17 protein-coding genes and 1 tRNA gene are annotated in these 17199 nt (G+C 59.6%); 13 read left to right on the top strand and 5 right to left on the bottom strand.

Annotation, left to right across the window (positions count from 1 at the left end; all coding sequences use genetic code 11):
- Positions 1-315: 315 nt before the first annotated feature.
- From NW816_RS01215 to gatB, 3 genes are all read left to right on the top strand, one after another.
- Positions 316-492 carry a hypothetical protein gene (locus NW816_RS01215; RefSeq protein ID WP_414407953.1) on the top strand — a complete coding sequence of 59 codons (177 nt, stop codon included), beginning with the start codon at positions 316-318 and terminating at the stop codon, positions 490-492.
- Positions 489-773: an acylphosphatase gene (locus tag NW816_RS01210; RefSeq protein WP_414407952.1), complete on the top strand. Its 285-nt coding sequence runs from the start codon at positions 489-491 to the stop codon at positions 771-773. Before NW816_RS01215 ends, NW816_RS01210 begins: the two co-directional genes overlap by 4 nt.
- A 148-nt stretch (positions 774-921) precedes the next feature.
- Complete coding sequence (gene gatB / locus NW816_RS01205) at positions 922-2394, top strand: Asp-tRNA(Asn)/Glu-tRNA(Gln) amidotransferase subunit GatB (protein WP_414407951.1); 1473 nt, start codon at positions 922-924, stop codon at positions 2392-2394.
- Here the strand turns inward: gatB and NW816_RS01200 are convergent.
- Entirely contained in the window at positions 2391-2984 is a 594-nt protein-coding gene (locus NW816_RS01200; protein WP_414407950.1) for a Maf family protein, read from the bottom strand. The two genes, gatB and NW816_RS01200, sit on opposite strands and share 4 nt — an antisense overlap.
- Positions 2985-3135: 151 nt before the next feature.
- Between NW816_RS01200 and NW816_RS01195 the strand changes: the two genes are divergently transcribed.
- The 3 genes from NW816_RS01195 to NW816_RS01185 all read left to right on the top strand — a co-directional run bounded on the left by NW816_RS01195 (position 3136) and on the right by NW816_RS01185 (position 6011).
- On the top strand, positions 3136-3963 hold the full coding sequence (locus NW816_RS01195) for an ion transporter (RefSeq protein ID WP_414407949.1): 828 nt from the start codon (positions 3136-3138) through the stop codon (positions 3961-3963).
- A 396-nt stretch (positions 3964-4359) separates the two neighbouring features.
- Positions 4360-4773, top strand: coding sequence for a PH domain-containing protein (locus tag NW816_RS01190; RefSeq protein ID WP_414407948.1), 414 nt, complete (start codon positions 4360-4362; stop codon positions 4771-4773).
- Positions 4774-4802: 29 nt separating this feature from the next.
- Complete coding sequence (locus tag NW816_RS01185) at positions 4803-6011, top strand: glycosyltransferase (RefSeq protein WP_414407947.1); 1209 nt, start codon at positions 4803-4805, stop codon at positions 6009-6011.
- Here NW816_RS01185 and NW816_RS01180 read toward each other — a convergent pair.
- On the bottom strand, positions 6005-7612 hold the full coding sequence (locus tag NW816_RS01180; protein ID WP_414407946.1) for a hypothetical protein: 1608 nt from the start codon (positions 7610-7612) through the stop codon (positions 6005-6007). The genes NW816_RS01185 and NW816_RS01180 overlap by 7 nt on opposite strands.
- A gap of 156 nt (positions 7613-7768) precedes the next feature.
- Between NW816_RS01180 and NW816_RS01175 the strand changes: the two genes are divergently transcribed.
- Positions 7769-8197 (top strand): hypothetical protein, encoded by a 429-nt coding sequence (locus NW816_RS01175; RefSeq protein WP_414407945.1) that lies wholly within the window; start codon positions 7769-7771, stop codon positions 8195-8197.
- 138 nt (positions 8198-8335) lie between these two features.
- Here the strand turns inward: NW816_RS01175 and panB are convergent, their stop codons facing one another.
- Positions 8336-9121, bottom strand: coding sequence for a 3-methyl-2-oxobutanoate hydroxymethyltransferase (panB, locus tag NW816_RS01170; protein ID WP_414382350.1), 786 nt, complete (start codon positions 9119-9121; stop codon positions 8336-8338).
- Between the two features lie 152 nt (positions 9122-9273).
- On the opposite strand from panB, the gene NW816_RS01165 reads away from it, so the two are divergent.
- A tRNA-Ser gene (locus NW816_RS01165) sits at positions 9274-9360 on the top strand.
- 211 nt (positions 9361-9571) lie between these two features.
- A complete protein-coding gene (locus NW816_RS01160; protein ID WP_414344751.1) occupies positions 9572-10321 on the top strand; it encodes a phycocyanobilin:ferredoxin oxidoreductase in 750 nt (249 codons plus the stop codon).
- Here NW816_RS01160 and NW816_RS01155 read toward each other — a convergent pair.
- On the bottom strand, positions 10318-11151 hold the full coding sequence (locus NW816_RS01155; RefSeq protein ID WP_414407944.1) for a hypothetical protein: 834 nt from the start codon (positions 11149-11151) through the stop codon (positions 10318-10320). The genes NW816_RS01160 and NW816_RS01155 overlap by 4 nt on opposite strands.
- A gap of 481 nt (positions 11152-11632) precedes the next feature.
- Here NW816_RS01155 and prmA point away from each other — a divergent pair, with 481 nt between their 5' ends.
- The 4 genes from prmA to NW816_RS01135 all read left to right on the top strand — a co-directional run bounded on the left by prmA (position 11633) and on the right by NW816_RS01135 (position 16336).
- Complete coding sequence (gene prmA, locus NW816_RS01150) at positions 11633-12526, top strand: 50S ribosomal protein L11 methyltransferase (RefSeq protein ID WP_414407964.1); 894 nt, start codon at positions 11633-11635, stop codon at positions 12524-12526.
- Positions 12496-13350, top strand: coding sequence for a 16S rRNA (uracil(1498)-N(3))-methyltransferase (locus NW816_RS01145; RefSeq protein WP_414407943.1), 855 nt, complete (start codon positions 12496-12498; stop codon positions 13348-13350). The genes prmA and NW816_RS01145 overlap by 31 nt, the downstream gene beginning before the upstream one ends.
- A gap of 101 nt (positions 13351-13451) precedes the next feature.
- Positions 13452-14750: a histidine--tRNA ligase gene (gene hisS / locus NW816_RS01140; protein WP_414407942.1), complete on the top strand. Its 1299-nt coding sequence runs from the start codon at positions 13452-13454 to the stop codon at positions 14748-14750.
- Positions 14744-16336, top strand: a complete 1593-nt coding sequence (locus NW816_RS01135) for a hypothetical protein (RefSeq protein WP_414407941.1) — start codon at positions 14744-14746, stop codon at positions 16334-16336. Before hisS ends, NW816_RS01135 begins: the two co-directional genes overlap by 7 nt.
- An 8-nt stretch (positions 16337-16344) precedes the next feature.
- On the opposite strand, the gene NW816_RS01130 is transcribed toward NW816_RS01135, so the two are convergent.
- Positions 16345-17187 (bottom strand): universal stress protein, encoded by an 843-nt coding sequence (locus NW816_RS01130; RefSeq protein ID WP_414407940.1) that lies wholly within the window; start codon positions 17185-17187, stop codon positions 16345-16347.
- Positions 17188-17199 lie beyond the last annotated feature (12 nt).

Raw genomic sequence — 17199 nt, 5'->3', positions numbered from 1 at the left:
CTGAGCTTTGCTGGGATACAGTCGAAAGGTCTGCCTTCTGGTTGCCATATGCGTTATCCTACCCCCACCTGTCCTAGTTCTGAGTGCTCCACAAATCCAGTGGCGCTATCCATCCCCACCCTACAGAGGGTGGGGAATTCCGCGCGTTTTGTTAACTTTCGAGCGCAGAGATTTTGAGCTGGCGGGGAACCCTTTGGGATTGGAAGGGTCAAAATGGATGCTCGCGAAGCGGGCCGTAGGTCGCTGGGGATCCGGCATCTGTTAAGGTGCTTGAAGGGTGGGATCCTCTGCACAAGCGTTCGTGAGGTTGGGTTCATGTCTTCCGTGCTGTGGCAAGCGATTGGGTATGCCTGTGGGATCTCGCTGGGGATCCTGGGGTTGATTGTCCTTGTCAACGTTCTCGTGGAATGGCTGGATCGGCGAGAGACCCCGGCGAAGCCGACCGAGCCGCCAGAACCCTGCAGCACAACGGAGGGATCCCCGTCGGCATGAGTGACAGGGTTCGCGTTCACGTCTGGGTACGGGGGCGGGTTCAGGGCGTGGGGTTTCGAGCCCACACCGAAGCGATGGCTCTCCATGCGGGTGTTCAAGGGTGGGTGCGCAATTTGCGGGATGGTCGTGTAGAGGCTGTTTTTGAAGGATCCCCTGCCGCAGTGGAGGCGATGCTGCGCTGGTGCCAACAGGGCAGCCCCGGTTCGGTTGTGGAGGCCGTTGAGCAACGTTCTGAGCCGCCGGAAGGTCTAGCCACCTTTGAGATTCGCCCTACCGTTTGAAGGAGTTTGGCTGTTCCAAGGATTTCTTTGACCTGCAGCACTTCAGCTTCGTCCGCTGGTTCTGAGCTGCCGTCCTCAGAAACTGCCCATGAGCTGGGATCCCCCAAGGTCGCACTAGAATGGTTACACCGCAAGTTTTTCCCATCCCATGACTGTTGCTGCCCCCGCCAAAGTGCAATATGAAGCTGTGATCGGGTTGGAAGTTCACTGCCAGCTCAGCACCCGCTCCAAGATCTTTTCCAGCAGCGCGACGGCATTTGGCGCTCCCCCCAACACGAATATCGACCCGATTTGTATGGGCTTGCCCGGCACCCTGCCGGTGTTGAACGAAAAGGTGCTGGAGTACGCGGTCAAAGCCGGTTTGGCCTTGAATTGCACCATTGCCCCCTACAGCAAGTTCGACCGCAAGCAATACTTTTACCCCGACTTGCCCAAAAACTACCAAATCTCGCAATACGACCTGCCAATTGCCACCCACGGCTGGATCGAGATCCAGCTCAGCGACGGTCGCACCAAGCGCATCGGCATCACCCGTCTGCACATGGAAGAAGACGCGGGCAAACTGGTACATGCTGGCAGCGATCGCCTGTCGGGATCCAGCTATTCTTTGGTGGATTTCAACCGAGCGGGGGTTCCCCTCATCGAGATCGTCAGCGAGCCGGACATCCGCAGCGGGGAAGAAGCGGCAGAGTACGTGCAAGAGCTGCGCCGCATCCTGCGCTATGCCGGGCTGTGCGATGGCAACCTGCAGGAGGGATCCCTGCGCTGTGATGTGAACATCTCGGTACGTCCGCTGGGGTGCGAGACCTTTGGCACGAAGGTGGAAATTAAAAACATGAACTCCTTCAACGCCATCCAACGGGCCATCGAGTACGAGTTCAACCGCCAAGTCAAGGCTGTGGAGGCAGGCGAGCGGATCGTGCAAGAGACCCGCCTCTGGGAAGAAAACAGCCAGCGCACCATCAGCATGCGCAAGAAAGAGGGATCCAGCGACTATCGGTATTTCCCGGAGCCGGATCTGCCGCCGATTCGCGTTACCGAAGAGCAAAAGGCCCGCTGGAGGGCAGAGCTGCCGGAATTGCCCGGTGTGAAGCGGCGACGTTACCAGGAGGTGTACGGTCTCTCGGTGTACGATGCCCGCTACCTCAGCGACGAGCGCAATACTGCCGAGTACTTTGAAGCCGTGATCGCCGCCGGTGCCGACCCGAAAGCAGCCGCCAACTGGATGATGAGCGACATCGCCAGCTACCTCAACACCCACAAGCTGGACTATCCCGACATTGCCCTGAAGCCGGAAACCCTGGCCGAGCTGATTGGCCTCATCGAGCGGGGCACCATCTCCAGCAAAATCGCCAAGGAGATCCTGCCGGAACTGCTGGAAAAAGGGGGATCGGCCCGCGCCCTGGTGGAAGCTAAGGGCATGACCCAAATCTCGGATAGCAATCTTCTGGGGCAGATGATCGCCGAGGTGCTGGCAGAAAACCCCGAGCAACTGGAGCAGTATCGGGGGGGCAAAACCAAGCTCTTCGGCTACTTTGTCGGGCAATTGATGAAAAAAACCCAGGGACGGGCGGATCCAAAGCTGGCCAACGACCTGCTCAAGCAACACCTCGACGGCTAGCTCCAAGCATCGGTGAGGGAATAGCCCAACTCCTGGATCATGCGCCGCAGCAGGGGCAAACTCAGCCCGATCACATTGCCAGGGCACCCCTCGATCCGCTCCACAAACAGGCTGCCACGACCATCGATGGCAAAACAGCCGGCACAGGCCAAAGGCTCACCGGTGGCCACATAGGCGCGGATCTCCTCGTCGCTGGGCTTGGCAAAAAACACCCGCGTCACCGCATAGTGGGTGAGGCGACGGTTCTGCTTCGTGTCAATTAAGGCATGGCCTGTGTAGAGCTCTCCCACTTCGCCCCGCATTTGCCGCAAGCGCCGTTCCGCCTCTAGGGCATTGGGCGGCTTACCTAGGATCTCGCCATTTAGGTAGAGCACAGAGTCGGCCCCCACAACCAAGACGGGCTCCCGTTGCTGGGCCGCCACCACTTCGGCTTTCGCCGAGGCCAGCTTCTGCACCAGCTCCACCGGATTAGAGCTCTGGATTTGGCTTTCGTCGAAGTAGCTGGGTTGAACGCGATGGGGGATCCCGGCAGCCTTTAACAATTGGCGGCGGGCAGCGGATTGCGAGGCCAGTACGATAGGAGGCAACATCGACTCAACACCCAAAGCCTGGACGTTTGCTGGATGGAAGTTCGCTCCATGAGCTAGTTTCCATTAGCTTAGTTAGTGTGCGCCTGATATGCGCCGACGAGTGGGCGCCGAAAGGAAACTCTCCCGATATCTTCCCAGCCGGATCCTGTTTGTGACCACTGTACCCTCACAGGCCCCCACCCCAACTGATCTCGATCTTGCCCGTTCCGGGATCCTTCGGCGCTATTGGGGGGATCAAGACACCCCGGAAAGCCGCTGGGTGAATTTGTTGGTGGCGGTGTTGGTTTTCTGTTCATCCACCTTCTTTGTGGTGGAAACCTATCCCATTCCCCCTGAGGTACGTCTTTGGCTGGAGCGGGTGGATCGCCTCATTCTCGGCTTGTTTGTGGTGGAATATCTGCTCCGACTGGCAGCGGCCCCGCAGAAGTTGCGCTATGTCGTGAGCTTGTATTCGCTCATCGATTTGCTCGCCATTTTGCCTTTTTTTGCCGGGCTAACCGATATTCGCTTCATTCGCATCTTCCGTTGGTTTCGCATTTTGCGGCTGCTGCGCCTGGTAGAGGGCAAAACCCTGTTTGGGCAAGTGATCTCCGCCGATAGCCGCATTTTGCTGCGCATTTTCTTCACCCTCTTTGCCATTGTTTTCGTCTACTCTGGGCTGATCTATCAGGTAGAACATCCAGTGAATCCTGGTGTTTTTGCCACCTTTTTGGATGCTTTCTACTTTTCCGTCGTTACCATGACCACGGTGGGGTTTGGGGATCTCACCCCCAGTTCTGAGCTGGGTCGGTTGCTGACGGTGCTGATGATCCTGACGGGGATCGCTCTAATTCCCTGGCAAGTGGGGGAGCTGATCAAACAATTGGTGAAAAGCGGCAACTCGGTGCAATGGGCCTGCCCAGGGTGCGGTTTGTCCCAACACGATGGGGATGCCCAATTCTGCAAACGCTGTGGCACACCGCTCTACCCAGGCAGTTAAGCCTATCGGGGTTGGCCCGGCATTTTCAGAAAATTTCCTGTGCCAAGGCAACAACAGGTTGACCAAGAAAACTGGGTTGCAGGCCCCGCCCTTGAGGTCGGCTTTGTGCTGTGGTGCTGAGCAAACTCCGCCAACTTGAATAGGGCGTAGTGTCAACAGAAGAAGTATCTGGGAGTTCATCCCAGTGGTTGGGGTCATGGCATCCCCCTTCATCCGTAAGGATGAGGTAGCCCAGGAAGTGGGAGTCATCCTGCGACCTGGGAAAGAACCCTTGCCCTCCGGGGCAGGGAGAATGTCAACCAATCCCGAACCTGCCGTTAGACCCAGTTGGGGAAAGCTGAGAAATCGTTTAAGATCGTTAACGGTAACCCTCTGAACAACTGGGTGGTGCTCGGCATGGCGGTGCAAGAGGAGGTTTTTTTTGAGGGTGGCCCCCACAGCGGCGATTTGGTGCTGAACTCCTTCATTGGGGCTACGCTTGTCGGCTTGCCTCTGTTTGTGGGGGCACTGGTGCGCAAGCTGTGGGTACACTATCGGATTACCAATCGTCGCATCACCGTGATCGGGGGGTGGGGCGGCAAGGAGCGCTCAGACGTGATCTACAGCGAGATCGCCAAGGTGGTCATGGTGCCACGGGGCTTGGGCGTGTGGGGAGATATGGTGCTCACCCTCAAGGATGGCAGTCGCCTGGAGATGCGGGCCTTGCCTCGCTTTCGGGAAATCTACAACTACATCAACGAGCGGATTGACGAGAAGGCCAAGCAGGTGAGCGGCCCAATTGGCAAAAAACGCCGCTCTGCCCAGTCCTGACCGTGCCTGACCCTTGGGGATCCCTTCCTGTGGCTGTCCCCACTCTTCCCAGCCGGGATCCCGCTTGGCCTGAGCGCCTGGCCCTGGTGCATGAGTACCTGATCTGGCCGGGGGGATCGGAAAAGGTTTTGCAGGAGCTGGTGGCTTTTGCCCCACAGGCCCCCCTTTACGTTAGTCTCTTCTCGGCTCACACCCTGCCGCCGAGCTGGCAGGAGCTGTCGATTCACACCTCTTTTTTGCAAGGCTGGGCCAAGTGGCTGGGGGTGTTGCGCCCTGACTACCACGCCCGCCTCAAGTATCTGCTGCCCTGGATGCCGTTGGCCTACGAGAGCTTCGACTTTTCGGGGTATGACTGTGTGATCTCCAGCAGCCACGCCTTTGCCAAAGGGATCCTGACGGGAGCCTCTACCCTGCACCTGAGCTATATCCACAGCCCCACCCGTTACCTGTGGGAGAACCGGGAGCTGTATCTGCAGCGAGAAGGGTTGGGGGGAATCGGGCCCATTCGCACAATTAGCCAATGGCTGCTGCACCGCCTGCGCCAGTGGGATTTTCTGGCAGCTCAACGTCCAGATCTGTTGATCGCCAACTCCCAGCACATTCGCCGCCGCATTGCCAAGCTCTACCGCCGCGAGGCTGTTGTTATCTACCCGCCCGTTCCGCTGCAGGGGTTTGAGCCGGTGGCGGATCCCAGTGGCGATTACGACCTGGTGGCGGGCCGATTGGTGCCCTACAAACGGGTGGATCTGGCAATTGCCGCCTGTGAACGGCTGGGTCGTCGTCTGCTGATTGTGGGAGAAGGGCCGGAGCTCCCTCGGCTCAAGCGATTGGCGGGGCCGCAGGTGGAGTTTTTGCCCCATCAACCGCAAGCCCGTCTGCAGGAGCTGTTGGCCCATTGCCGGGTGCTGCTGTTCCCGTGGGAGGAGGATTTCGGCCTGGTGCCGGTGGAGGTGCAAGCCTGTGGTCGTCCTGTGGTTGCCCTCAACCGGGGAGGTGTCCGGGAGACGGTCATCCACGGCCAAACCGGCATCCTCATCCCCGAAGCCAGTGTGGAAGCGTTGGTGGAAGGGCTGCGGCAGGCGGATCGACAGGAATGGGATCCGCAGCGGATTCGGGCCCATGCTCTGCAATTTGCCCCAGAGCGGTTTCATGCCCAGCTGGGAGCCCTGTTGCGCTGGGCTTGGCCTCGTTTTCAAGCTGGAGAACGGTTGGATCCCCGAGAATGGAGCGCTCAGTAGGGCCGCCGCTGCACAAAAGTCGGCAACTCAATCCGGTTGCGACTGCCCGTTTCCCCTCCTGCCCGTGAAGCGGCCAAAGCGGAGCGTTTCAGGAGCCTTTCTGTCCGTTGGCGCCAGCCGAGCGGGGCACTTTCTTCCCGCTCGTCCAGGGTGAGCGGCGGGATCCCTGGGGTGGGTGTTCTCCAGGTGGTGGCCGGGGAAGGAGCAGACTCGTCAGCCGCGGCAGGAATCCGTTCCTGGGCCCGATGATTCGACCTGGGCTCGACAACCGCTGGCTGAGGGGAAGCGGAGGCCGACTGACGCAGTGTGGCCAGTTGCTCTTCCAGTTCTTGATTGCGCTGCTGCAGCAGGGCCACTTCCTTTTCTTGGGTTTGCGCGTAGGCGTGGGCCTGCACACACTCGGTTTTCAAAGCCATCACCTGCTGCTGCAACTTCTCGATTTGCTTTTGGCTGACCAGATGATGGGCCTCGGCCAGTTCTCGCCCCCGCCGGGCTGCTTCCAGGCTTTCTCGGGTGTCCTGCACCTGCTGCTGAACTTCCTGCCACTGGGCAAGGGTGGGACGCTGGGCCAACTCTTGCATGAGCTGATCCCGCTCGGCTCGCAAAGCACCAAGCTCGCGGGTCAAAGCCTGCACCTGCTCCTCCAGGGCAAGGATTCGCTGCGCCTGTGAGGACTCTGTTTCCCTGAGGTGGGCGGCCTGGGCTGCTTCCGCTTCCAGCTTGGCAATCTGTTGGGCTTGCTCGGCCTGCTGCCGCTGACTCTGCTGCAGCTCTTCCAGCAAGGTGGCCCGCTCGGCCTTGGCAAAAGAGGCCTGTTGGCGCAGATGATCCAGCTCCGCCTGCAAGCGTGCCCATTGCTCTGGGGTAGGACGCTCTTCCAGTTCGCGAATACGTTTCCGGGCGGTGTTCAGGTCAGCTTCCATGTGTGCCTTTTCGGTTTCCAGATGGGTCTTCAAACGCTGCCATTCGGCTTCCGCTTGGCGGTGGGCAGCCTCTAGCTCCGCCCGTAGGGTTTCCAGTTCTTGTGCAGAAGGTCGAGCAGCCAACTCTTGGATTTGCGCTTGCAATTGTGCTTTTTCCTCCTCTAGCTGCTGTACACGGAGCTGCAGTTGGGCTTGCAAAAGCTGCACCTGCGGCAACTTGACGGCGTATTCTCCCAATTGGTTGGCCTGCTGTTTCAGCTCCAGGAGCTCCTGCTGCAGTTGGTAAAATCGGGCCGGATCGACGCGCCGCTGCAATTCCGCCTTGAGGGTTTCAATTTCCGTCTGACTGGTTTGCAACTGCTGCTGCAGAATGTGGTAGTGCTCCAGCGTTGGACGGCGCTCCATTTCCCACAGGAGATTCTGCAGTTCTTCGATGTGCTGTTGCTGAAGCTGAAAAGCCTCTGGGGTAGGGCGCTGGGCCAGCCGCGCTTTCTCCTCTTGACACGCTTGCAAAGCTTGATCCCGCTCTTGAATCTGGGCCTGTGCTTCCAGCAGTTGATGTTCCAGGCGATGGATGCACTCAATCTGCTGCAGCGACAGCGCTTCCGATTCGGCGAGGGATCGCTCTAGGTTGCGCACCCGCGCCCGCAAGGCTTTTAGCTCCTCTTCCCCTTCCATATCCAGGCTGCTCGACAGGTTATGGGCCTTACTGTAGCAGATGGTCTGGATGAAAATCCAGCTCGCCACTATCTGTAGTGTAAATTTTTAGCTTTTCCCAGAACCAACACTAACTCTGTTGCCCCCGCCCTCTATACTGAGAAGGTGAGTTTTCAGATGAACCCTGTGATGAAGCTGGGATCCAAACCTTGGGGATGGGTGCTGGGCCTGCTGGGTGTGGCCTTGGTCGGTTGTGGTGCCGATGCGCTGACGGCCAGTACTCCGCCGCCGCCTTTGATCACCAGCAGCGATATCCCTTCTGTGGTACATCGGAACGGCTTTTTGGAGCTGGGGGTTTCGGTATCGGTGCCGGGCCGGATCCCGGCGGAGCTGGCGTTTCAGGTGTCGTGGTCAGGGATCGAGGTGCAGACGCTATCGGCAGCCCAGGTGAATTGTGTGTCTGGAGAGGTGTTCTGTACAACCCGCTTCCGCATTCGCCCTCCCCTGAGCTTGGTGCCCGGCTCCTACCTGCTCAGCTTGCGGGTCTTCGACCGGTTGGGTCAAAGTGCTGCGGTGACCGGGACGGTGCTGCTCAGGGATCCCTGAGGTCGCCCTATCCTTGCCCAGCCTTGACGGAAGCGGTGCGGTTCCCGTTCCCATAAGCATTGCGTAGCAGTAGGTAGCAGTATGAGGTGCCGTAGGCATAGCACCTCTGCCCAAGCTTTGAATGGGTAAGGGATCCCTTCAGCGGGGGGGAAATACTTTTTGGCGAACATCGTCGGCGAAAGCTTCCACTGCTTCTCGGATCGCCTGTCTCAAATTGGTATAGGCCTTGGCAAAAGGGGGGAGCCGCTCGCTCAGCCCCAGCAGGTCGTGGGTGACCAAAATCTGACCATCGCAAGCCGGCCCGGCTCCAATGCCCAGGGTTGGGATCCCCACCTGGGCTGAGATTTGGGCAGCCAATTCCGCCGGCATGTGCTCCAAAACCAGGGCAAATGCTCCTGCTTGCTCCAGGCTGAGGGCTTCTTGCCGCAGACGCTCGGCCTCTGGAGGGTTTTTTCCCTGCTGGCGATAGCCCCCCAGTTGATGTTTGGCCTGCGGAGTGAGGCCGATATGACCCAAAACCGGGATCCCCCGCTGCACCAGAAAGGCCACCGTTTCCACCATGTCGGGGTAGCCCCCCTCCAGCTTGACCCCGTTGACTCCTGCCTCCTTCATCAACCGCCCTGCTGAGAGGAGAGCTTGTTCTTTGTGGACTTGATAAGTCAAGAAGGGCAAGTCGGCCACCAAAAAGGCCCGTTCTACCCCGCGGCGCACCGCCTGGGCGTGATGGAGCATCTGTTCCAGCGTCAGGGGCAGGGTGCTGGTATACCCCAAGTGGGTCATGGCCAAGCTGTCGCCCACCAGGATCAAGTCGATCCCAGCCTGATCCAAAATCTGAGCGGTGGCGTAGTCGGCAGCCGTGAGGGCCACCAAAGGTTGACCCGCCTGTTTGGCCTGGCGAAAGTGGTGAATGGATAGAGCAGCCATATCCCTATGATCTCATCTGGGCGTTCCCGCCAGCGGTGCGGAGCACTTTCCCATCAACCGGATCCCGCGGGAGGAGACAAGCTTGGCTTTGAGGCTGGGGCAGAGCGCGACACTCGGTTTGCCGTTAAGATAGTAAAGCCCTACAGCAGACTGGAAGGGTGACAGAGTGGTTGATTGTGACGCTCTCGAAAAGCGTTGTGACTGCAAGGTCACCGTGGGTTCGAATCCCACCCCTTCCGTTACCATGTAATCCGATAACGTACCGGCTATCGGACAGAGATGGGCTGTACTTGGAGGTGATGCTTAATGGGTCGAAGCTTTCGCCCAATCCCTTCAGGTCAGCGGTGCAGTTCCCCTGCCTTGGGCACAGCACTTTTGACACTTTTGAAGAATTGAAGGGGGCCACCCCTCAAGCGTGGACGGGTTTCTCAGCCTTTCTTTTGGGGTCTTATGTTCACCGCTCCTGCTCTCTCTGCCCAACTGCATCCGCTCATTCAGGGCTTATCTGAGGCAATCCTGAACGTTTGGGGATCTACCCTCACCCTAGCCCCCTATCCTCTGCCTGAAGATCTGGGCTACGTGGAAGGCCGCCTAGAGGGTGAGAAATTGCAAATTGAAAACCGCTGCTACCAAGGGGATCCCTTTCGCAAACTGCACCTGGAGCTGGCCCAGGCCGGGCAAAGCCTGGACATTCTCCATTGCGTTATGTTTCCGCAGCCGCAGTACCCGCTGCCGCTGTTCGGTTGCGACATTGTGGTCGGTCGCGGACAGGTGAGCGCCGCCATTGTCGATCTCTCGCCGGTGACCCCCAGCTTGCCCGATCTCTATATCCAGGAGCTGGAAGCGTTGGGATCCCATCTCGTCCCTTTCCAACACCGGCGCCGGTTGCCGGAGTGGGGCACGATTTTTTCTCCCTACTGTCTGTTCGTGCGTCCTGCCGACGAAGCAGAGGCCGAGCGCTTTTTACACTTTGCCTGCCGTTTCCTGGAAATTCACTGCCGGCTGGCGCAGCAGATCCCCCCACAGACGGATCCCGGCCAGATTTTGGCCCACTACCAGGGGCAGCAGCGCTATTGCAGCCAGCAACAGCAGAACGACCGCACCCGCCGCGTTTTGGAAAAAGCTTTTGGCCCCGCCTGGGCAGAGCGCTACATGAACACCGTCCTTTTTGACTTGCCTCCCAGTCCCGTGCAGATCTAGGCGGGATCCCCTTGCAGCCGCTGCTGGATGCTCAAGGCCAATTTTTGCCCTAAGAACTCCGGCATGGTTGGAGTTGAATCCGGCCCTAGCAAGTAAAAAATGAAGCGCGTTTGCTTGCGGCGGAGCATCAAATTGAGGTTAACAACGGTCAAATCCTCCTGCGCAAGAACCGTCATCACCCGGTAGAACACGCCCGGCTGGTTGTCCACATCCACCAAAAGTGTGGGCAAATGAAACACCGGGTCAAAATAAAAAGAAACCTGCACGTCTTTTAGTCCGGCCTTGAGATCAAACTCCAGCGCCAAGGTTTCATGAACGCGAAACACACCCGCCAGGCATTCGTGAATAGCCCGTTCTAGACTGAGCTTGGTTTGGGAAGATAGGCTGTGGCCATCGCGGGAGACGATGGTGCGGATAAACACCAGGTGAGGTGAGTAGATTTGCCCATAGAGATGGATGCCGTGCACCGAGAGATTAAAAGCGGTGAACACCCCAAACAGATCGCTGAGCAGGGAAGGTCGATTACGGTAGGCCAGACAAACCACCGTCTTGCGACATTCGTCCTGCATCTGTACCACCGCCTTGCGGGTTTGGTAGAGGGCGTAGGCCAAGCGCAGATTTTGGGCCTGCACCTCGCTGCTGACAAACTGGCTGTAAAAAGGCGGAAAGCTCTGGTTAAAACGCCGCATCAGAGCGGATCGCGTCAGCGGGACGGAGTCCTTGCGGGTGCTGACTTTGAGCGGCTGGGGATCCTCATGGGCAGCCCTTTCCCCTCTGGTAATCCCCCAAGGAGCTACCTTCGGCTGCTGCCCTGACTGCTCAATTGACATCGACCTCGCCACCTGCATTGCTCTTTCTTCATCCTTACATCGTTGCTCAGTACGCCCTAGCCAAACCCCATCTATCCGCAAAATCACTGAGGCTCGGAACGAATGTCAACGCTGCATCCAATTCTTGTTCAATGCTTTTGGACTTAATCTATCTCACAGGGCTGAGCTGGTCATCCAAAGAGCCGCTGAGGGTCATCCCCCAATTGGGGGGGCTCCCCCCCTTTTTTCGCTGCTGAACCGACGGCGTAAGCCTTCAAATCCTAGGATAGCCGGGATAGCTGGAGTAGGCTCTTAAAGCCTAAACTATGGATTGAGTAGAGTGCTGCAATTTTTGATATAAAGTACCGCATTGTGTGTAGCTGGCTTAGCGACTTGGAGCGCCATCTTGTTAGCCATCACTTTGGTTTTCCTTTAGGTTTGTGAAGGGATCCCTGTGAGCAGAACTGTTGCCAATCCCACTCCGTTTTCGCCCGCACAAGCGCTGGACCCCGCTGGTGCTTGGTGGGATCTCAGTCTCATCGCCTCCCCTGCCCAAGAAGACCTGATCTTTTGGCGGCTGGAGAATTTTGGCTGTCGGGGCATGACCAGCCAAGCCCACGGCGAAGATCAGGTCTGCATTCACGCCTATCTGCCTTGGCCTCACGTCAGCCTCTTGGATTTGGCAGCCCTCTCCCTGCGCCTGCAGCAAGATGCCCTCATTGCCGGTCAGCGGGTTCCGAAGCTGCGCTGGGAACGCATAGAGGCGGAAGATTGGAGCAGCAGTTGGAAGCAGCACTGGCAGCCCCAACCCATCGGGGATAAGTTGCTCATTTGTCCGGCCTGGCTGGATCCGCCCCCTCACCCCGGTCGGCACCTGTTGCGGCTGGATCCCGGTATGGCCTTCGGCACGGGCACTCACCCCACCACGCAGCTCTGTCTGGAGTCGCTGGAAATGCGTCTGGAGAGCTGGGGAGGGGATCCCCCGGCGGCGACGCTGGCGGATGTGGGCTGTGGATCCGGCATTTTGTCGTTGGCGGCGGCCCTGCTGGGGGTGAAGCGGGTATTTGCGGTGGACATCGACCCCCTGGCGGTGCAGGCCACGATGCACAACCGCGATCTCAACGGCCTGACGGATCGCATTGTGGTCGCTCAGGGCAGCCTGGAGCATATTCCCGAAATGGTGGATGGGCTGGTGTGCAACATCCTGGCAGATGTGATCCTGGATATGATCCCGGAGTTTCGGCTGGTGGTGAAGGAGGGGGGATGGCTGATCCTCAGCGGCATCCTCATCGAGCAGGCCAAGTTGGTGGCGGAGATGCTGGAGGCCAACGAATGGGTGGTGGCAGCCCTCTGGCGACGGGGGGAATGGTGTTGTCTGAACGCACGCATGACCTGAGCGCTTTGCCCCGATTGGCGATTGACCCAGCGCAGCGGGATCCCAGCGGTGTTCTCCATTTAACTGGTCTGCAACAGCACTACTTGCAGCGGGTGCGCCGCCTCAGGCCAGGGGATCTCTTTTTGGTTTTGGACGGCTCAGGCAAGCTGTGGGCGGCCCATTGGCAGGCTCAGGGATCCCAAATTGTGGGCGAGGTGGAGGTGCTGCCGCGGGAATTGCCCGTTTTTTTGCATCTGGGCTTGGCGGTGGTCAAAGGGCAGGGGTTTGACGAGGTGCTCCGCCAGGTTACCGAGCTGGGGGCGGCGCGCATTACTCCCCTGCTGACGGAGCGCACCGTGTTGGAACCGGGATCTGGGCGGCAGGAACGCTGGCAAAAAATTGTGCGGGAGGCCGCAGAACAATGTGAGCGGTTGCGCTGGCCTCAGGTCGATCCCCCCACCCCTTGGACAAGTTGGCTGGCGGAGCTACAAGCCGTTCGCGCTACTCGGACGGAGTCCTTTTGGTGGGGTATAGCCGTGGCTCGGCACAAAGCGCCCCCGCTGGTGCAAGCCCTGCCAAAGCTCAGGGATCCCGTCTTGGCCATAGCCATCGGCCCAGAGGGGGGCTGGACGGTTGCCGAACGTCGGCAGGCTGAGGAATATGGGGGAGTGTCCGTCTCCCTTGGCCCTACCATCTTGCGAGCTACCACCGCCGCTGTTGTTGCCACCAGCCAAATTGCTGCCACCTACTCCTTTCGCGCCACTCGGACGGAGTCCTTTTTGGACTGGAGCTTGGATTCAGAGCCCTTGGGCTTCGTTAGCGACGGGGAGTGTTGTCGCCGATAATCAATAACTAGGCCGTTTGCGTCAGCGGGACGGAGTCCTTTGACGAGAACAGCCATTGGCATAGCAGGCGGCCAGGCCCACCCCAGGGAGGGAGAACGAGAATGGAGATGATCCAGGCGGTGCGGGGCACCCGAGATATTCTGCCGCAGGAGGTGCGGCTCTGGCAGCAGGTGGAAGCCAGCGCCCGAGAGATCCTGGGACGGGCCAACTACCAAGAAATTCGCACCCCCATCCTGGAGTTGACGGAGCTCTTTGCCCGCAGCATTGGCAGTGCCACCGACGTGGTGGGCAAGGAGATGTACTCCTTCAGCACCCGTGGCGAGCAAGAGGTGAGCCTGCGCCCAGAGAACACAGCAGGTGTGGTGCGGGCCTACATCCAGCACGGGCTGCAAACGGCTGGAGATGTGCAACGCCTCTGGTATTGTGGGCCGATGTTTCGCTATGAGCGTCCCCAGGCGGGGCGGCAACGCCAGTTCCACCAGTTGGGGGTAGAGCTGCTGGGCAGCCGGGATCCCCGCGCCGATGCGGAAGTCATCGCCTTGGCCTGGGAGCTGTTGCAAGCGGTGGGGGCGGAGAACCTGAGCTTGCGGCTCAATTCCCTGGGGGATCTGCAGGATCGGCGGGCCTATCGCCAGGCCCTGGTGGACTACCTCACTCCCTTGCGGGAAAAGCTGGATCCCGACTCCCAAGAGCGCCTCACCCGCAACCCGCTGCGCATTCTGGATAGCAAGGATCCCCGCACCCGCGAGATTGCCGAGGGGGCCCCCAAGCTGCCAGATTACCTCAGCCCAGAATCGCGGGCTTTCTTCGAGCAGGTGCAAGCTCACCTGCAGATGTTGGATATTCCCTACCAGTTGGATCCCTACTTGGTGCGGGGCCTGGACTACTACACCGACACCGCCTTTGAGATCGTCTCACCTGACTTGGGATCCCAGAGTACCGTCTGTGGGGGCGGTCGCTACGACGGCTTGGTGGAAGAGCTGGGCGGGCCTTCAACCCCAGCGGTGGGCTGGGCCATCGGCATGGAGCGGCTGGTGCTGCTGTTGCAAAAGAAGCAAGGGGAGATCCCGCCAACATCGGTCGAGGTTTACGTGATCTCCCGTGGGGCGAAGGCTGAGGCCCAATCCCTCCGGATCGCTCAAGCGCTGCGCCGAGCCGGTTTCTGCACCGAGCTGGATCTGAGCGGAAGCGCCTTTGGCAAGCAGTTCAAACGGGCCAGCCGCAGCGGCGCAACTTGGGCTGTTACGCTGGGGGATGCAGAAGCTGTGGCCGGAGAGGTACAGCTTAAGCACCTGCCTACAGGGCAACAGCAAACCCTTTTGCAAGCCGATCTGGTTAAGTATCTGGCATCCCATTCGGGTCAGCAGTGCGGAGCACCTAAGGTGATGGAGCCATGTTGAATTTTTGGGTTCGGCGCGACGGCCAAGAAGACTGGCAGCCGGTACCAGCCGAGGGCGCAGTTCTGGAAGAAGATACCTACACCATTGTTGCCCGTTCGCCTCAGCCCCACTTCACCATCACGGTGGAAGTCCGGCAGCGTCCTCTGTCGTCGCAGAATCAGGGCCCTGACACCGCCCCGACTCCCCCACAAGTCCAAACCCGTTCTGTGCGCACCAACGATGAAGGGATCGGCATTATTTTGCCCGCCAGCCACCTCACCCCTGGGTTTTGGGAATTGCACTGTCGAGATGCCGACTTGATCGCAGAACTGTTCGGCGAAACCGAGTTAAACAATTGTCTCCGTTTTCAGGTTGTGCCTGCCCCTCTGGAGCCGGAACGAGGGATCCCCGCCCCGGTGGCTGAAGAGGCCGGGTTTGAGCCCCCCCAGAAAAAAGAGGTCGCCATCCCGCCAGAGCTGTTTTCCCTAATGCACAGTGAATTGGAGGGATCCCCGGATGAGGTGCTGGTGTTGACGGGGCGGATCGGCTGCAGCGGCGAGCTGCGGGTACAGGTTTGGCCAGAAGGGGAGGAGAGGCCGCTTTTCCAGGGACAACGGCAAATTCAACTCCCGGCGGGGGCGCGGACGGCGGTGTTCAGCATCCCCATCACCCTGCCCAGCCAAGTGTGGGCCCGTCCTTTGCGGGGAGAACTGGCCCTCACTCCCTCTTCCTGGCGGGATGCAGACCGGCCTTCCCAGCCCTTGACGATTCCGTTTTCCGTCCGCTGTCGAGACCTTCGCGTCAGCGTTGCGGAGCAACAAGGCGGAGAGCTGCCTCCCGCCTCCCCTCCGCGTCAGTATTGGGGAGCAACAAACATCCCACTGGCCCGGTTGCGGGAAGACCCCCCCTTAACCTTGCTGTCTCCCGAACGCACCCTGCAAAAGCTGTTGCGCATCTGGCAACACAGCGCCCCCATTTCCGTCAGCGTTGCCGAGCAACAGCGAGAGGAGGACTCAGCTTCGCCCGTTCAGCCCGCCGAGACCCAAGCCCTCCGCTCCTTCCCGGAAAAGGATCCCCTGCCATCTGCGCCCAACCCCTCCGCTCAGCCCCTACCCGAAGCAGAGACGGCAGAGTTGCCATCGCCCATCTCCTCCCCTTCCCCACCACCCCAAGCTGAGGCCATCTTGCCAACGCAAGCGGCAGCCGGGATCCCGAGTAGCCCTGTAGCTCCCTCTGAAAACTCGCTGCTGCCCCCCGCTCCGCCTGGGGTTTGTCCAACTCCCCAACTGGTGGTGCCCGAGCAACTCCGAGCCGGAGACAATTTCGATGTGGTGTTGCGCTTGCCCCCCACGACCAACCCTGCTGCAGGCCATCAAGCCCCTTTTTGGATCAAGTTTTGGGTCAAGCATGGCCGCACCCGCTCGTTGGTGGATGGCCCCCGCTGGTTGCTGGACTTCTCCCGTGACGAGCAGGGGCAGTGGCAAGCCCTCACCCGCATGACCATCCCTCCCGGAGTCCCTGAGCTGATCTTTGAAGCTTGGGCCGTCAGCCCGGATCGTCAGCAGCAGAGTGACCGAGTTACAGAGCGCCGCTCCATACTGCCTTGAAGCCTGGCTCAGTCGCTGTCTTGGACGGAACGCACCATCAGCACTGGGCAGCCGATGTGCACCCGCACATAGTCAGAGATGGAACGCCCCAACAGCCGATCCAAATCGGGAATGCTGCGGGCAATGGTAGGTCGGCGGTCAGGGGATCCCATCACCAGCAGATCGGCCTTGCTTTCTTCAGCCAGGCGGACAATCTCCGTAGCCGGATCCCCGACAGCCGTCAACACCTGGTGGCCGATTTGCCGGTTTTTGAGGGTATCGATTGCCCGATCTAGAGCCTCATCTCTGCCTGGGTTGTCGGCATCCAACTGCACAGAGGCCAGGAAGATCTGGGCCCCTTGAATGCCGGAGATCAAGTCAAGGGCCGTGGCAAAGGCGGCCTGGGCAGCGGGGGAGTTGTTGAGGGCCACCATGACATGGCTGGGGTATTTGACGTAGGCGTCGTCTTTGACCAGCAGCATTGGGCAGGAGGCGAGCTGGAACACATATTGGCTCACCGAGTTCTGCAAAATGGCCATGATGCGGTTGCGCCCCCGGGATCCCATGACAATCAGCGGATTGGGCAGGGACTCGGCCACCTGCAGCACCACCACCTTGGGATCCCCTTCCACCAGTTGCGTGCTGATCTTTAGCCCTGGGCGGGGGGGGAAAGTCTGCAGGGTTTGGGCCAGCAGTTCCTGCCCCTTTTGCCAGGCAGCCCGCATCTCCTCGGCAGAGGTCTGGGAAGGCACCGCATGCAGCAATGTCACGTGGCACTGGGCAAAGGCCGGCAGAGACAGAAGGGTATGCACCATTTGCTCAGTGGGGCCGCTGCCATCGATGGCGGCAATGAGGTTCTCAAATCGAGACATGGGATCCGTTCT

The organism is Synechococcus sp. W55.1 (genome assembly GCF_047461655.1).
Classification (GTDB): domain Bacteria; phylum Cyanobacteriota; class Cyanobacteriia; order Thermostichales; family Thermostichaceae; genus Thermostichus.
This window is presented reverse-complemented; position numbering and strand designations above follow the sequence as displayed.